At 65.6% G+C, this 14,430-nt stretch carries 15 protein-coding genes; 5 read left to right on the plus strand and 10 right to left on the minus strand.

The window, feature by feature from the left end:
* Nucleotides 1-6 precede the first annotated feature (6 nt).
* The 10 genes from V6D40_RS03780 to rho form a co-directional block, all read right to left on the minus strand.
* A complete protein-coding gene (locus V6D40_RS03780; RefSeq protein WP_334289030.1) occupies nucleotides 7-843 on the minus strand; it encodes a F0F1 ATP synthase subunit delta in 837 nt (278 codons plus the stop codon).
* A 5-nt stretch (nucleotides 844-848) separates the two neighbouring features.
* On the minus strand, nucleotides 849-1,430 hold the full coding sequence (locus tag V6D40_RS03785) for a F0F1 ATP synthase subunit B (protein WP_334289031.1): 582 nt from the start codon (nucleotides 1,428-1,430) through the stop codon (nucleotides 849-851).
* 55 nt (nucleotides 1,431-1,485) lie between these two features.
* On the minus strand, nucleotides 1,486-1,740 hold the full coding sequence (locus tag V6D40_RS03790) for an ATP synthase F0 subunit C (RefSeq protein ID WP_334289032.1): 255 nt from the start codon (nucleotides 1,738-1,740) through the stop codon (nucleotides 1,486-1,488).
* Between the two features lie 109 nt (nucleotides 1,741-1,849).
* On the minus strand, nucleotides 1,850-2,644 hold the full coding sequence (atpB, locus tag V6D40_RS03795; RefSeq protein WP_334289033.1) for a F0F1 ATP synthase subunit A: 795 nt from the start codon (nucleotides 2,642-2,644) through the stop codon (nucleotides 1,850-1,852).
* Nucleotides 2,645-3,044: 400 nt separating this feature from the next.
* Nucleotides 3,045-3,488, minus strand: coding sequence for a hypothetical protein (locus tag V6D40_RS03800; protein WP_334289034.1), 444 nt, complete (start codon nucleotides 3,486-3,488; stop codon nucleotides 3,045-3,047).
* 23 nt (nucleotides 3,489-3,511) lie between these two features.
* Entirely contained in the window at nucleotides 3,512-4,657 is a 1,146-nt protein-coding gene (locus V6D40_RS03805; RefSeq protein ID WP_334289035.1) for a glycosyltransferase family 4 protein, read from the minus strand.
* Entirely contained in the window at nucleotides 4,658-5,317 is a 660-nt protein-coding gene (locus tag V6D40_RS03810) for an L-threonylcarbamoyladenylate synthase (RefSeq protein WP_334289036.1), read from the minus strand. It abuts the gene before it with no gap.
* Entirely contained in the window at nucleotides 5,290-6,150 is an 861-nt protein-coding gene (prmC, locus tag V6D40_RS03815; RefSeq protein WP_442891881.1) for a peptide chain release factor N(5)-glutamine methyltransferase, read from the minus strand. The genes V6D40_RS03810 and prmC overlap by 28 nt, the downstream gene beginning before the upstream one ends.
* On the minus strand, nucleotides 6,137-7,210 hold the full coding sequence (gene prfA / locus V6D40_RS03820) for a peptide chain release factor 1 (RefSeq protein WP_334289037.1): 1,074 nt from the start codon (nucleotides 7,208-7,210) through the stop codon (nucleotides 6,137-6,139). Before prfA ends, prmC begins: the two co-directional genes overlap by 14 nt.
* Entirely contained in the window at nucleotides 7,210-8,958 is a 1,749-nt protein-coding gene (gene rho / locus V6D40_RS03825) for a transcription termination factor Rho (RefSeq protein ID WP_442891884.1), read from the minus strand. Before rho ends, prfA begins: the two co-directional genes overlap by 1 nt.
* 373 nt (nucleotides 8,959-9,331) lie before the next feature.
* Here rho and V6D40_RS03830 point away from each other — a divergent pair, with 373 nt between their 5' ends.
* Genes V6D40_RS03830 through mobA form a run of 5 tightly spaced genes read left to right on the plus strand, consistent with a single transcriptional unit; the run spans nucleotide 9,332 to nucleotide 14,422 of the window.
* Nucleotides 9,332-11,056 (plus strand): long-chain fatty-acid--CoA ligase, encoded by a 1,725-nt coding sequence (locus V6D40_RS03830; RefSeq protein ID WP_334289039.1) that lies wholly within the window; start codon nucleotides 9,332-9,334, stop codon nucleotides 11,054-11,056.
* A gap of 10 nt (nucleotides 11,057-11,066) precedes the next feature.
* A complete protein-coding gene (gene moaA, locus V6D40_RS03835) occupies nucleotides 11,067-12,110 on the plus strand; it encodes a GTP 3',8-cyclase MoaA (protein WP_334289040.1) in 1,044 nt (347 codons plus the stop codon).
* Nucleotides 12,111-13,349, plus strand: a complete 1,239-nt coding sequence (locus V6D40_RS03840) for a molybdopterin molybdotransferase MoeA (RefSeq protein WP_334289041.1) — start codon at nucleotides 12,111-12,113, stop codon at nucleotides 13,347-13,349. It begins immediately after the preceding gene.
* A gap of 19 nt (nucleotides 13,350-13,368) precedes the next feature.
* Nucleotides 13,369-13,848 carry a cyclic pyranopterin monophosphate synthase MoaC gene (gene moaC, locus V6D40_RS03845; RefSeq protein WP_334289042.1) on the plus strand — a complete coding sequence of 160 codons (480 nt, stop codon included), beginning with the start codon at nucleotides 13,369-13,371 and terminating at the stop codon, nucleotides 13,846-13,848.
* A gap of 4 nt (nucleotides 13,849-13,852) precedes the next feature.
* Nucleotides 13,853-14,422 (plus strand): molybdenum cofactor guanylyltransferase, encoded by a 570-nt coding sequence (mobA, locus tag V6D40_RS03850; protein WP_334289043.1) that lies wholly within the window; start codon nucleotides 13,853-13,855, stop codon nucleotides 14,420-14,422.
* Nucleotides 14,423-14,430 lie beyond the last annotated feature (8 nt).

Raw genomic sequence — 14,430 nt, forward strand, 5'->3', positions numbered from 1 at the left:
GTGTACTTAGTAAAGGGTCATGTTCGCTGCGAGGTCGGTGCGCAGCCGCGTCAGCTTGCCGCGGGCGGAACCGTCAATTTCCTCGTCGCCGACTCGGACGATCATCCCACCGAGGAGGCTGGGGTCAACCTCGGAGTGGATGGCCATCTCGCGACCGTAAATGTTCTCAAGCTTTTGTGCGAGGGCTTCGCGCTGAGAGGAGGTGAGCTCCTCCGCTGCGACGACGCGCGCAACGGCCTTGCCACGCAGGCCAGCCACGTCCTCGGCGAGTGCCGCCAAGTCGTCCACCGGGTTCTGCACAGGACGCCCGATCACCTGAAGCGCGAGCGCCTCGGTAAACATGGACACCTTGCCGTAAATCACGCTGGCCAGAAGACCACGCTTTTGTGCTGCAGTAGCGTTGTGGTCGGAGAGCAGCTGTACGAGCTCCTTCTCCTTCTCCAGCAGGACGGACAGCTCGTAAAGCTCGTCCTCAACCTGCTCGAGCTGGCCCTGTTCGTCTGCGCCGCGCATGAGGGCGCGCCGGCCAAGTGCAACCAAGCCTGCACGGAACTCACGCGGGGTCGACCACTCCTGGGCCGCAGCGTCAACGAGGATCTGCTTCGTCGGCTCGGCCACCTTCGGGCCGAAGACGTCGCTGATGATGCCCTCGCGCTGCGCCGCCTCGAGAGACGGGTCCGCAACTGCGACGCGCAGAGAACGGCTGGCGTCGAGCTGGTCCACGATGAGGAACAGCTCGGTGCCGACCTGCGCTGCTACGGCTACGGCGTTGTCGGAGTTGCGGATCAGCTCATCGAGCTGACCTTCCACGTGCGCCTGTGCTTCGCGACTAGCTGCCTTCATATCGCCTACTTCCTCATCGACACGTGGTCGAGCTCAGAGAGGAAGTCATCGATCGTGTTGGAGCGGCGGGTAGATTCCGAAAGCTCCATGCCAAGCAGACGCTCGGCGAGGTTGATCGAGTTCTGGCCCATCTCATTGCGCAGCTCAGAGACAACCTGCTCACGGGATGCGAGCAGCTGCTGCTCTCCAGCCTCGAGAATGCGGCGGGACTCTTCCTCGGCGCGGGCACGAGCCTCAGCCTCAATCTCCTTGCCGCGTGCGCGCGCGGCCTCGCGGATCTCAGCTGCCTCGGCACGGGCCTCAGCAAGTTCAGCGTTGTTCTTCTCCAGGGCAGCCTTAGCTTCCTTTTGGGCGATTTCAGCACGCTCGATGCCGCCCTTGATCCGGTCCTCGCGCTCCGTCAGCACTTCCTGGAACTTCGGAATGACGTACTTCCAGAAGAGCAGGAACACAATGAGGAATACAACGAGCGACCAGACCACGTCGTACGGTGCCGGCAGGAGGAGCGACGGGGTCGATTCCAGCGGCATCGTCTCGGAGCCCGCCGCAGCGTCAGCGGCCACGATGAATGCGTTGACGTTAGTCATAGGGTGCTCCTGATCTAAAAGGGGTTACGGGGTTTGAAAAAACGCGCGTGTGCTTTTAGAACAGGAAGCCGGCAACGAAGCCGATCAGGGCGAGGGCCTCAACGAAGGCGATACCCAGGATCATGGTGGTACGGAGCTGACCAGCCATCTCCGGCTGGCGAGCCATGCCCTCGACGGTCTTGCCAACGAGCATGCCGATGCCGATGCTGGCGCCGATCGTGCCCAGAGCGTAGCCAATGGTGCCGAAACCGTTGTAGGTGTTGATGGTGGTCACGGTGTCGGTTGCCTGAGCAAGGATGATCTCGTTCATGTGAAAGTCGTTTCCTTTCTAGGTGCGCTACGGCTGGGGTGTTGGTTTATGCCGCAGCGCAAATGACAATGTTTGGGGTATTCAGTTTGGCCGGTAGGTAAGCGCTTTGTTAGTGCGCATCTGCGTGCAGCGACAGCTCGATATACACCGCCGTTAGAAGGGCGAAGATGTACGCCTGCAGGAAGATGATGAGCAACTCGTACAGGGTGAACAGAATCGCTGCGATCAGGGTCAGGCCGCTCACAGCCGTCCATGCATTCAGCTGCCAGAACAAGAAGTTCGTGGCGGAGTAAAGCAGGACGAGAATGATGTGGCCCGCCAGGAAGTTCGCCATAAGACGAAGTGCCAGGGTGATTGGGCGCAGAATAAAGGTCGAGAAAATCTCGATGGGCACCACCAGGAAGTGGAGTGCCGGGGGCAGCCCCGGAATCACAACCGAGTGCTTGAAGTATGCGGCGCCGTAGCGTTGCACACCCGCGTAGATCATCGTGATGTAGGCCCCAACCGCCAGCACTAACGGCATACCGATGCGCGAATTAGGCGAAATATTGAGCCCCGGGATGATCGTGGCGGCGTTCATGAACAAGACTGTGAAAAAGATGGTAGCGATCACCGGAAGGAACCGCTTTCCGTCCTTCTTGCCCAAAACGTCCTCGGCGATATGCACGCGGACAAAGTCCACGCCCATTTCGGCGAAGTTTTGCAGCCCCTTGGGAACCAGTTGCGGCTTCCTAAAGGCGATAACAAAGAGAAGCACCAAGATCGCCGCCACAAACAGGCGGACGAGCATGATGCGATCCAGCGCGAACCAACCACCAGCGAAGTCCTCGCCGATGAACTGGCCGAACGTGTGCCCCGGGAAAAATTCTGGACCAAGTTCAGGGGCGTGGAACGTCCCCTTCATGGCTAACGTTGTAACGCTCAGCGTTCTCTCCCGTTCTCGGGCCGCATCCGTGTGGAATGCGGTGCGATGGACGTCTTCAAGAAGACTGCCTCCGCGGCGGACTCCGTCGCACATCTGCTACCGCGGGACAGGGGGTGGACCATAGAGCAAGGGCAGACCCTTCCTCGAAGTAAACCCAGCGGATAGCCTAACAGGTTGATCACGGTTTTCCCGTGTCAGGGGCCCCTAGCAACACCCCACCTCGCCCCCCTTGCACTATCCGGGGCCGATAGAGCTGCGTACAGCTAGTTTCCACCGCCTTGTTAACTCGATCACAGGCGCGGTTACGGCGTGGTCAGAGGCGCGATCCAAATTGCGGCCACAGGGGTAGGGAAACCAGAGCGTCGTCAAGCAAAAAGCTCTATTTCGGCGTGATGTACACCGTGCGAGCGGTGACGATTGCCCAGGTCTCTGCTGCGACGGCGACCACAACTGCTGCGACAGTGGTGACCGCGAGCGCCGTTGGGTCGTAGAAGCTGTAGCTGCGCAGCCAATGAAGGATGAGTCCTAGCACCACCATTTTCACCACCCAGCCGCCGAGAACCACCGCGATCATCACGGACGGGGAAGAATTCGAGGTGGCCAGCGCCGACAGAGCAGTGGCCAGCACGGCCCCACCGCCGATGGCTACCCCCATGATTACGCCCCAAATCCCCGGAAGGTCACGCGCGACCCCCCACGCCACGAGCGACGCCGCCGCGAGCGCAACCAGCGCCAAACCGCCGAACTTCAGCGCGCGGGTGAGCGGGCTGCGAGGATCCTCGAACTCAGCCGAGTCACGGACGGTGAAGTCTGGGGATGCCATGGGCCACGATCCTACACGGAGCGCTACCGCTGCCCAGGAGCGGAGATCTTGCCTTTCGCCAGTGGCACCAAGGTGGCCACAAACGCCAGCGCCAGGGCGATGACGGTAAAGGCCGCCGCGTACCGGGTGGGCACGATACTAAAGCTCACCGCGCCGAAGGCGACGGCCGAGACCCACATGTAGAGCACCAGCACGGTGCGCCGGTGCGTGTGACCCATGCGGAGCAGACGGTGGTGAAGGTGACCCGCGTCCGCCTCCCAGGGCCGCTGGCCGCGGGCGAGGCGGCGCACCACAGCCCACACCAAATCAACAACGGGCAGCGCAATCGCCGCGATCACGACGATGATCGGGCTGATCAGCGCGACGATATCGGCGGCGCCGTAAAGCGACATGTTGATCTTGCCGGACGCGGAAACGCTCGCGGCCGAAAGTAGCAGCCCAATCAACATCGCACCAGAGTCCCCCATGAAAATCCGCGCGGGCTCGAAGTTGTGCGGCAAAAACCCCGCGCACACGCCCACAAGCGCGGCGCAGATGATCGCGGGCGGGTACGCGGAAACCGCCCCGCCTTGGTCGTGCAGGACGGTGAGAGCAAACAGCAAAATCGCCGACCCGGCGATCATGCCGAGGCCTGCGGCGAGGCCGTCGATACCGTCGACGAAGTTCACCGCGTTGATGAGCATCACGGTAAACAACGCGCTTAAGACAACCCCCTGGACTTGATCCAGGATCAACGTCGTGCCCCCACCCACGGGAACGTAGAAAACCGTGAAGACAATGCCGAGCAGTGCCATCAGCACGGCGGCGACCACCTGGCCCGCCAGTTTCGCCAGTGCGCCGAGCTCGTAGAGGTCATCGATCACGCCCACCAGCACGATGGCAAACGCGCCGGCGACCACCGCGGTCATCTCCGGCGTCACCGGGGCGAACCCCCGGGTGAGCGCCGGCAGCTGCTGCGCGAGGAACACCGCGGCGACGAACCCGGTGAACATGGCCACCCCGCCCGCGGACGGGGTCGGCTGCGTGTGAACGTCGCGCTGGCGAATCTCCGCCACGCGGCCGGTGCGCACCAACAGCGAGCGGACCAGGCCCGTGGCCAAGAACGTGATCGCGGCGGCGACCAAGAGCACGAGACCGAGCTCCCGCAGCGGCACGCCGGCTCCGTTCATTTACTTCCTCCGCATCGAGGCCGGGTCGACGTCGAGGACGTTACCGATTTGCTCGGCGCTGATCGCCCCCTCGCGCAGGATGACGGGGCGGCCGGAGGAAATGTCCACGATGGTGGACGGCTCGCCGATCGCGGCGTCTCCCCCATCCAGGTAGACGGGCACCTTGGAGCCGAACTGCTGCCGCGCGTCGCCGATGTTCAACGCCGGCGGGTGGCCGGAGATGTTCGCCGAGGACACCGCCATGGGCCCAACCTGCTGCAGGAGCTCGATCGCGAGCGGCTGGTTCGGCATGCGCAGAAGCACCGTGCCGCGCGTGTCGCCCAAGTTCCACGGCAAGCTGGGCGCCTCCGGCACGACGATGGACAGCCCGCCCGGCCAAAACGCCTCGACCAGCGTCTTCGCCGTGTCGGAGAACTCGCGCACCAATCCTTGGATGGTGCTCCAGGACCCGACGAGGACCGGCACCGGCATGTCTGGGCCGCGCATTTTCGTGGCCAGCAGTTTTTCAACTGCTGCATTGTTGAACGCGTCGGCGCCGATGCCGTAAACGGTGTCGGTCGGCATGACGACCAAGTCGCCTGCGCGAAGCGCGTCTACCGCGGCGGCGAGCCCGTCTGCGCGGGACTCCTGTGTCAAACAGTCGTAGGTGGTTGCGGGCATATGGGTAGCTTACTCGCTACCACGAAGCGGCTCCGACCCGTCAGGTCTTGCATCGCCTGAACGTCGGTGAAACCCCCGTCTGCCTTCAGGCACTCCTGCACGAGTTCGGACGTGGAGTCGTCGTGCTCAATGCCGATGCGGCCCCCGGGTTTGAGCAGCCGCTTGGCGACGGGCACGAGCCCGCGAATCGCCTCCATCCCGTCAGCACCCGAAAACACCGCCTCGTGCGGGTCGAAGTACACCTCCGGGTCGAGGTCGGGCGTCTCGGGCACGTACGGCGGGTTCGCGACAATCACGTCCACAGTGCCGCTGAGCTCGGTCAAAAGCTCCGGGTCGGTCATGTCCCCCTTGTGGAACTCGACCCCTTCGCCGTTGCGGCGGGCGTAGGCAAGAGCTTGTTCTTGCTTGTCGACGCCCACCACACGCGCCGCAGGAACCCGGCTTTTGAGGTACACGGCCAAGGCGCCGGACCCGGTGCCTAAGTCGATGGCGGTTGGGGGGTTTGAGGTGGCGTCGGCAAGCAACTGTGCCCCCCATTCGGCCAGCACCTCGGTTTCCGGGCGGGGCACGAACACCCCTGGGCCCACCGAAAGCTCGTGCGGACCGAACTGCGCCGTGCCGGTGATGTGCTGCAGCGGCTCGCGGGTAGCGCGGCGGGCGATTGCCGCAGCGTAGTCGCTCTCGAAACCGTCGTAGGGTTCAGTGAAACGCACCATGAGCGGCGCAACGCCGAGCAGCGACGCGGCAATCTCGCGCGCGTCCACCTCGGGAGAGGCAACGCCGGCGCCAGCGAGCTCGCGTACGGCGTCGGCGATGAGGCTACTCAGCTTCAAGTCGCTCCTGGCGCTCGTGGTCCTGCAGCGCAGTGATCAAATCATCCATGTTGCCGTCGAGGACGGAATCCAGGTTGTTGGACTTGTAGTTGATGCGGTGGTCCGAGATGCGGTTCTCAGGCCAGTTGTAGGTGCGGATGCGCTCCGAGCGGTCCATGGTACGGACCTGGGAGGCGCGGCCCTCTGCCTCTGCAGCCTCAGCCTTCTCGCGCTCCAGCTGGTCCAGGCGGGCCTGGAGCACCTGCATCGCGCGAGCGCGGTTCTGAATCTGGGAGCGTTCGTTCTGGCAGGTCACCACAATCCCGGTGGGCAGGTGCGTGATGCGCACGGCCGAGTCAGTCGTGTTCACGCCCTGACCGCCCTTGCCGGAGGAGCGGTAGACATCCACGCGGAGATCCTTCTCGTCGATGTTGACGCTTTCAATCTCGTCCGCTTCCGGGAAGACGTAGACGCCAGCCGCAGACGTCTGGATGCGGCCCTGCGACTCGGTCACGGGGATGCGCTGCACGCGGTGCACCCCGCCCTCGAATTTCAGCTTCGACCACGCCCCGTCGCGCGACGGGTTTTTGGACTTCACCGCAACCGTCATGTCTTTGACGCCGCCGAGGTCGGACTCGGCAACGTCGAGCACCTCCCAGGTCAAGGCGTGCTTTTCGCAGTACTTCTGGTACATGCGAGCCAGATCGCCTGCGAACAGCGCGGCCTCCTCGCCGCCGGCGCCGGCTTTGAGCTCCATGATCACGTCGTCGCCGTCGTGCTCGTCGCGCGGCGCCAGAAGGTCCGCCAGCTCCTCCTCCAGGCGAACGATCTCGCCCTCGAGGCGCTGCGCCTCGTCGGCGAACTCCTTGTCCTCGCTCGCCATCTCGAGCGCCGCCTCGCGGTCCTCTCGGGCCTGGTTCAGCTGGTCGTTGACCTTGATAATGGGCTGCAGCTCGGCGTAGCGCTTGGACAGCTTGCGGAACTGGTCTTGGTCCGCGGCGACATCCGGGTCGCCCATCTGCGCCTGGATGCCCTCGTACTCGGACACGTAGTCATCAACAAGCGATACGTTTTGTGCCATTAGACGTAATCCTCCTCAGTCTGGTCCGCGGCCATCGGCGCGGACTTGGCAACGCCCATGAGGAACTCGCCGTTGGTCTTGGTCTTCTTCAGCTGCTTGATCAGCATGTCAATCGACTGCTGCGGATCCAGCGCGGAGAGGATGCGGCGCAGCTTGTGCATCACGCGCGCCTCCTCCGGGCTCATGAGCAGCTCGTCCTTGCGGGTGCCGGACGGGTTGACGTCCACGGCCGGGAAGACGCGGCGCTCCGCAATCTTGCGGTCCAGCTTGAGCTCGGCGTTGCCGGTTCCCTTGAACTCCTCGAAGATCACCGTGTCGCCGGCGGAGCCGGTCTCCACCATCGCGGTGGCAATGATGGTCAAGGAGCCGCCTTCTTCGATGTTGCGGGCGGCGCCCAGGAACCGCTTCGGCGGGTACAGGGCGTTAGAGTCCACGCCGCCGGAGAGGATGCGTCCGGATGCCGGCGAGGAGTTGTTGTACGCGCGGCCCAGGCGGGTAATCGAGTCGAGCAGCACAACGACGTCCTGACCCATCTCGACTAAGCGCTTGGCGCGCTCGATGGCGAGCTCGGCCACCGCGGTGTGTTCTGACGGCGGGCGGTCGAAGGTGGAGGCGATGACCTCGCCGCGCACGCTGCGCTGCATGTCGGTGACTTCCTCCGGGCGCTCGTCCACCAGCACGACCATGAGGTAGCACTCCGGGTTGTTGGTGGCGATCGCGTTGGCGATGTTTTGCAGGATCGTCGTCTTACCGGCCTTCGGCGGGGAGACGATCAGCGCGCGCTGGCCCTTACCAATCGGCATCACCAAGTCGATAACGCGGGTGGTGAGGATGTTCGGCTCTGTCTCCAGACGCAGGCGCTTGTTGGGGTAAAGCGGGGTGAGCTTGTGGAACTCCTTGCGCGCCTTCGCTTCCTCCGGGGTCAGACCGTTGACGGAATCAACGCGCACCAATTGGTTGTAGCGCTGGCGGTTGCGGCCGTTGCCGTGCGAGTGGCCCTGGCCGTTCGCACGCACCTGGCCGATGACCGCGTCGCCGGAGCGCAGGCCGTTTTGACGCACCAGTTTGTTGTTCACGAACACGTCCGCTTGGTTCTGGCGGTAGCCGGTGGTGCGGATAAACGCGGTGTTGTTGTCCACAATGTCGACGATGCCGGCGACTTCCTGCAGCTCTTCCGGCTCGAAGCTCTGGTTGTTGTTGTCGTTGTGGTTGTTGTCGCGGTTCTGTCCGCCGTCCCGGCTATCCCGGTTGTTGCGGTTGCGGTTGCGGCGGCCGCGCCGGCCCCGGCGGCCGTTGCCGTCGTTGTTGTCGTCGCGGTTGTGGTTGTTGTCGCGGTGGTTGTTGCCGCGCTCGCCGCGATCGCTGCGCTCGCCGCGGTCTTCACGCTCGTCGTCGCGCTGCGCTGCGTCGTGTTTCGGGGCGTCCTGCTTCGGCTCGTTGTTCTGGTTGTTGTTGTCCGCTTCCGCCTCTTCATTCTGGCGGGCGCGGTTGCGGCGCGCTCGGCGCGCGGCGGAGCGGGACTCGCCGCGCTGCTCGTCGCCGCCCTCCTGCGCCTCGGTCGCGGCCGGTGCCTGAGCAGCTTCGGTGGTCTCAGCGGCGCCGGTGGTCTCAGCCGCCTCAGCGGCGCGCTTCGCCTTTGCCGGCACCTGGCCGGTGGTGATCGCCTCGATCAGCTCCCCCTTGCGGAGGGCAGAAACGCCTTTCAGCCCACGCTCTGACGCGATTTTGCGGAGCTCGGGCAGCTTCATCGAAGCCAGATCTTGGTTTGCAGCCGTATTACCTTCTGCGGTCACGGATGTCCTTTCGTCGCTAAGCCAGATGCCCTTGTGCGGGAGGTGGAATGTCCCGCGGCCGTGCCGGCAGCTTTCGTCTATTGATATGTCGCGCGTGCCCCTCGACCGCTCGCGCGGGCGACACCGGCGGCGCGAAACCACCTTGGCACTTGTTGTGAGGGGCGGATCCGGCCTCGCCAATGTGTCCAACTTCGCTAGGCGGAGGTTGACGCCTGGGCCGCGGAGCGCGGGCCGCAGGCGAAATGCAGAGATCCGGAAGCTGAGTATAGCGCACGGGCCTTATATCCATATTCGAGCGGTGTTGGCGCGTCACGCTAGAGTTGGCCACATGCTTTCTTCTATGCAGGAGGTGCCGTTTTCCGTCTCCCGGATCTTGGAGTTCGGCGCCACCGCGCACGGGCAAACGAAGTGCACGACCTGGCGCGGGAGTGCCGCGGAGGAGACGACGTTTTCCGCTATCGCTGCCCGGGCCGCGGCGTTCGCGAACGCCCTGCATGAGGATCTGGGGATCGACAGCGACCAGCGCGTGGCCACGATGCTCTACAACTGCTCGGAGCATATCGAGGTGATGTTCGCCGTCGCGTCGAAAGGCGCGGTGTTCACCCCGCTGAACGTGCAGCTGATGGAGGACCAGATCGCCTACATCATCAACCACTCCGAGGCGCAAGTCATCGTCGCAGACCCGCGCCTGGCAGAGAAGCTGGGACGCGTGCTTGAAACCTGCCCGCTGGTGGAAACGGTGGCCTTCATCGGCCTCGAACCGGTGGACGAGCTGGCGAAGGCGCTGCCCGAGGCCACAGATGTCCGCAGCTACGAAAAGCTGCTGGACGGCAGGTCCACCGTCTACCCCTGGCCCGAGCTGCCGGAAACCACCGCCGCCGCGCTGGTCTACTCCACCGCCACCACCGGCGCTCCGAAGGGCGTGGCGTACTCGCACCGCTCGCTGTGGCTCGAGGCGATGAGCCTGCGCGCCACTGATTCGCTGGCCGTCACGCACGGCGAGTCGTTTCTGTGCTGCATCCCCGTCTACCACGTCCTGAGCTGGGGCGTGCCGCTCGCGGCGTTTATTTCGGGCGCGCCGTTGGTCCTGCCGGATTCGGATGTGTCGGCGCCGACGCTGGCCAAACTGATCGCCGCGACCCACCCGCGCGTGGCGCACGGCGTGCCGACGTTGTGGATTCAGCTCATGGTGCACTACCTGCACAACCCACCGGAGCGCATGAGTCTCCAGGAGATTTATGTCGGCGGCTCTCCCGCCCCGCCCGGGCTGATCAAGGTGTGGGAGGAGCGCTACGGCGTGGACGTGGTGCACGTGTGGGGCATGACCGAGACCTCCACCGTAGGCACGGTCGCGCGGCCGCCGTCGGGCGCGGCCGGCGAGGCCCGCTGGGCCTACCGCATCTCCCAGGGCCGCTTCGCGCCGTGGCTTGAGTACCGCGTGGTCAACGACGGGCGAGTGATGGCATCCAACGACCTCACCCAGGGCGAGATCCAGGTCCGCGGCAACCTGGTGGCGAAAAGTTATTACCACTCCCCGACCCAGGAAGAGGGGCGCATCGCCTCCGAGTTCCGCGGCGAGACGATCACGGACGAGCAGGAGCACTTCACCGGCGACGGCTGGCTGCGCACCGGCGATGTCGGCACCGTGACCCACGACGGGTTCATGACGCTCTACGACCGCGCCCGCGACGTCATCCGGTCCGGCGGGGAGTGGATCTACTCCGCGCAGGTGGAGAACCTGATCATGGAGTCGGACATGGTGGTCGAGTGCGCTGTCATCGGCATCCCGGACAAGAAGTGGGGCGAGCGCCCGCTGGCCGTAACCAAGCTGCTGGAGGGCACGGAACCCACCGCCGAAACCGCGGCTGCGCTCCGCGATAGCCTCGCAGACGTGCTGCCGCGCTGGATGGCGCCGGAGTACTGGGCGTTCGTGCGCTCGATTGACAAGACGTCGGTCGGCAAATTCGACAAGAAGGATCTGCGCAAGCACCTGCGGCGCGGCGAGTACGACATTATTGCCCTGCCCGGCCCCGGCAGCCGGGACGCGAAGTAGAAGCCCTAACATGGCAGGCACCATGGCGCGTTCTTTACCTTTGACCCTCGACGACCAGTACGGCCGGACCGCCCGGGATCTGCGGGTGAGCCTGACGGACCGCTGCAACCTGCGCTGCACCTACTGCATGCCGGCCGCGGGTTTGGCGTGGCTGCCCACCGAGCAAACCCTCACTGACGCCGAAACCGTCCGGCTGATCCGGCTCGCGGTGGAGTCGCTCGGCATCCGCCAAGTGCGCTTTACCGGCGGTGAGCCGCTGTTGCGCAAGTCGCTCGAAGAGATCGTTGCAGCGACGAAGCAGTTGCTTACCGACGAAAACGTGGCCCCCACCACCGCGCTGACCACCAACGCGCTCGGTCTTGCGCGCCGCGCCCACGCCCTGAAGGACGCGGGGCTGGACCGCATCAACGTCTCGCTGGACACCACCAGCCCGGATCTCTACGCGAAACTGACCCGGCGCGCCCGCATCGACGACGTCTTCGCCGGCATCCAGGCCGCCCAGGACGCGGGCTTGGCGCCGATCAAAGTCAACGCGGTGGTCATGCCCGGCGTCAACGAGGACGGCATCGAGGACTTGGTGGACTTCGCACTCGACAATTCACTGCAGCTGCGCTTTATCGAGCAGATGCCGCTTGGGCCCCGCGAGCACTGGAAACGCGGCGATATGGTGACAGCGCAGCAGATCCTCGACCGGCTTTCGACGCGCTTCACGCTCACCCCCGCCGAAGAGCCGCGCGGCGCCGCGCCCGCCGCGTTGTGGGACATCACCGACGGTGCGCGCCAAGGCAAGCTCGGCATCATCGCCTCGGTCACCCACCCTTTCTGCGGGGCGTGCGACCGCACCCGCTTAACCACCGACGGTTCGGTGCGCTCCTGCTTGTTCTCCACCCAGGCTGACGAGGTCTCGCTGCGCGACGCGATGCGCGCAGGTGCGACCGACGCGCAGCTCGCCGACCTCTGGGCGCAGGCCATGTGGGCGAAAAAGCCGGGCCACGGTATCGACGAGCCGGGCTTTTTAAAGCCCGAGCGCCTCATGAGCGAAATTGGGGGCTAGATGCGCACCATCGCAGGTCACACTGAGGTAGTCCTCGCGCTAGCTTCGCCGAGGCGAGAGAGCAGATTGCTTGTCGACGCTACCGGCCACATCCTCGCCGCCCCCGCAACCAGCCGGCTGAGCATTCCCCCGTTCGACAACTCCGCGATGGACGGCTTCATCGCCCACGACGCCGATTTGGGCGGCGAAGGCCCGTGGACGCTGCCGGTTGCCGGCGACATCCCCGCAGGCGCGCAGCCGGTAGACTGCCCGCCGGGTGCGGCGGTGCGCGTGATGACCGGCGCCGCGGTGCCGCGCGGCGGCGATCTGGTGGTCATCCCCGTGGAGCAAACCGATGTGGCAGCCGGGCCCGTGCCGCTGCCGGAGACGGTGACGATCCACGCCCGCACCCCCGGCAGAAGCCACATCCGCCGCGCCGGCGGTGATATCGCCCCCGGCGACGTGGTGGCCGAGGCCGGCACCGTGTGCGACGCGGCTACTGTGGCCGCCCTTGTTTCGGCCGGGGTGCGCGAGGTGGAGGTGTTCGCTCGCCCAACGGTTGCGGTCATCACCACCGGCGACGAGCTGGTCAGCTGGCCGGACACGCCCGAAGGCGCGACAATCCCGAACTCGAACTTGCCCATGCTCGCACGCATCGCGAAGGACGCCGGCGCCGCCAGCGTCGTGGAGCTACACGCCGGCGACCGCGCGGGCGGCGAGCACGATTTCCGCCGCGTTCTCGAGCGCGCCGCGAGCCAGTACGACGTGGTCGTCACCTCCGGCGGCGTCTCGGCAGGCGCGTACGACGTTGTCAAAGAGGTCACCGCTGGTGCCACCATGTGGTTCGGACACGTGGCGCAGCGCCCCGGCGGGCCGCAGGGCGTTGGTTCCTGGGGCAGCACACCGCTTGTGTGCTTGCCGGGCAACCCGGTGGCCGCGTTCGTCTCGGCGCATCTATACCTGTGGCCGCTCGTCCGCGCGGCGGCCGGTCACACGACAGGGCTTCGTCTCAACGAGCGGGCGCATATAAGGGCGCGCATCGGAGACGGCTTCCCCCAGCCCCACCCCGAGCTCGAGCGCGTGGTGCCGGTGACGGTGACCTTCGGTCCAGAGGGCGCGCGAGCGGCTGCGTTTTCTGCCCGCGCGGGCTCGCACATGGTCGGCTCCCTGGCCGGGGTGAACGGCTTTGCGGTTCTGCCAGCGGGGGCGCGCGGCGCCGAGCCCGCGCCAGAAGCGGACGTGTGGCTCACCCGCCTCTAGCTGCCGTAGGGTCAAACCCATGGAATTTACGCACTTGAACTCCGACGGCGCCGCCTACATGGTGGACGTGACCGCAAAGCAGCCCACTGTGCGCCAAGCCACCGCGCAAGGCGAAGTGGCGTGCTCGCCAGAGGTGATGGAGGCGCTTCGCAGCGGCACCGTGCCGAAAGGCGACGTGCTCGCTGTGGCCCGCGTCGCGGGTATCGCGGCAGCCAAGCGCGTGCCTGAGCTGCTCCCGCTTGCCCACACCATCGGCGTGCACGGCTGCGAAGTGAACATCAGCTTGGAAGACGACCACGTGTTTATTGAAGCGACCGTGCGCACCGCCGACCGCACCGGTGTGGAGATGGAAGCGCTGACCAGCGCGAGCGTCGCGGCCCTTTCGATCATCGACATGGTCAAGGGCGTGGACCGCTCCGCCTACATCCGACGGATGGGGATCACGGCGAAATCGGGTGGGCGCTCCGGCGACTGGTCGCGCGAGCTGCCGGGGGCGTAAGCGCGTGGTGGAGTGCGGTGTCATCGTGCTGGCCGGGGGGCGTTCCAGCCGGATGGGCGCGGACAAGGCGCAGGTGCACGTCAACGGGGTGCGGCTGGTGGATGCGCTTCTCGCCTCCCTGCCGGCGGAGATGCCGCGCGTCGTGGTCTCCCCCTTCGATCTCGGTTTTGAAACGGTGAGCGAGGACCCGCCGTTTGGCGGCCCCGTCGCCGGCATCGCCGCCGGGGCGAAGGCGCTTGCGACCCCGCTAGTTGCGGTGCTGGCGGTCGATGCCCCTGATTCGGTGCGGCTTGTGCCCCAGCTCATCGAGGCTGTGACAACGCCCGACGATTCGGGGGCGCTGCCGGATGTTGCGGTGGTGATGGACGACGAGGGGCACCTGCAGCCGCTGTGTGGGGTGTGGCGGGCGGCGTCGTTAAGCACTGCCCTTGAAGCGGTGAACCCGCGCGACGCGCCGGCGAAGGCGCTGCTGCGGGCTGCGGGAAGCGTGGTGACGGTGCGCGGCGACGGTTCCGAACGCGACTACGACACCCCGGATCAACTGGCTGAGCTGGGAGAGATCGAGCTGCGGTAGGCGCGCGT

Source organism: Corynebacterium sp. Marseille-Q4381 (assembly GCF_036881695.1).
Taxonomy (GTDB): Bacteria; Actinomycetota; Actinomycetes; order Mycobacteriales; family Mycobacteriaceae; genus Corynebacterium.

Bases quoted from the DNA above. Each gene is read 5' to 3' on its own strand.
- V6D40_RS03830 (WP_334289039.1), top strand. From the start codon at position 9,332: ATGCTTTCTTCTATGCAGGAGGTGCCGTTTTCCGTCTCCCGGATCTTG.
- moaA (WP_334289040.1), top strand. From the start codon at position 11,067: ATGGCAGGCACCATGGCGCGTTCTTTACCTTTGACCCTCGACGACCAG.
- atpB (WP_334289033.1), bottom strand. From the start codon at position 2,644: ATGAAGGGGACGTTCCACGCCCCTGAACTTGGTCCAGAATTTTTCCCG.
- V6D40_RS03810 (WP_334289036.1), bottom strand. From the start codon at position 5,317: ATGCCCGCAACCACCTACGACTGTTTGACACAGGAGTCCCGCGCAGAC.
- V6D40_RS03780 (WP_334289030.1), bottom strand. From the start codon at position 843: ATGAAGGCAGCTAGTCGCGAAGCACAGGCGCACGTGGAAGGTCAGCTC.
- moaC (WP_334289042.1), top strand. From the start codon at position 13,369: ATGGAATTTACGCACTTGAACTCCGACGGCGCCGCCTACATGGTGGAC.
- V6D40_RS03840 (WP_334289041.1), top strand. From the start codon at position 12,111: ATGCGCACCATCGCAGGTCACACTGAGGTAGTCCTCGCGCTAGCTTCG.
- V6D40_RS03790 (WP_334289032.1), bottom strand. From the start codon at position 1,740: ATGAACGAGATCATCCTTGCTCAGGCAACCGACACCGTGACCACCATC.
- V6D40_RS03800 (WP_334289034.1), bottom strand. From the start codon at position 3,488: ATGGCATCCCCAGACTTCACCGTCCGTGACTCGGCTGAGTTCGAGGAT.
- prfA (WP_334289037.1), bottom strand. From the start codon at position 7,210: ATGGCACAAAACGTATCGCTTGTTGATGACTACGTGTCCGAGTACGAG.
- rho (WP_442891884.1), bottom strand. From the start codon at position 8,958: ATGAAGCTGCCCGAGCTCCGCAAAATCGCGTCAGAGCGTGGGCTGAAA.
- V6D40_RS03805 (WP_334289035.1), bottom strand. From the start codon at position 4,657: ATGAACGGAGCCGGCGTGCCGCTGCGGGAGCTCGGTCTCGTGCTCTTG.
- V6D40_RS03785 (WP_334289031.1), bottom strand. From the start codon at position 1,430: ATGACTAACGTCAACGCATTCATCGTGGCCGCTGACGCTGCGGCGGGC.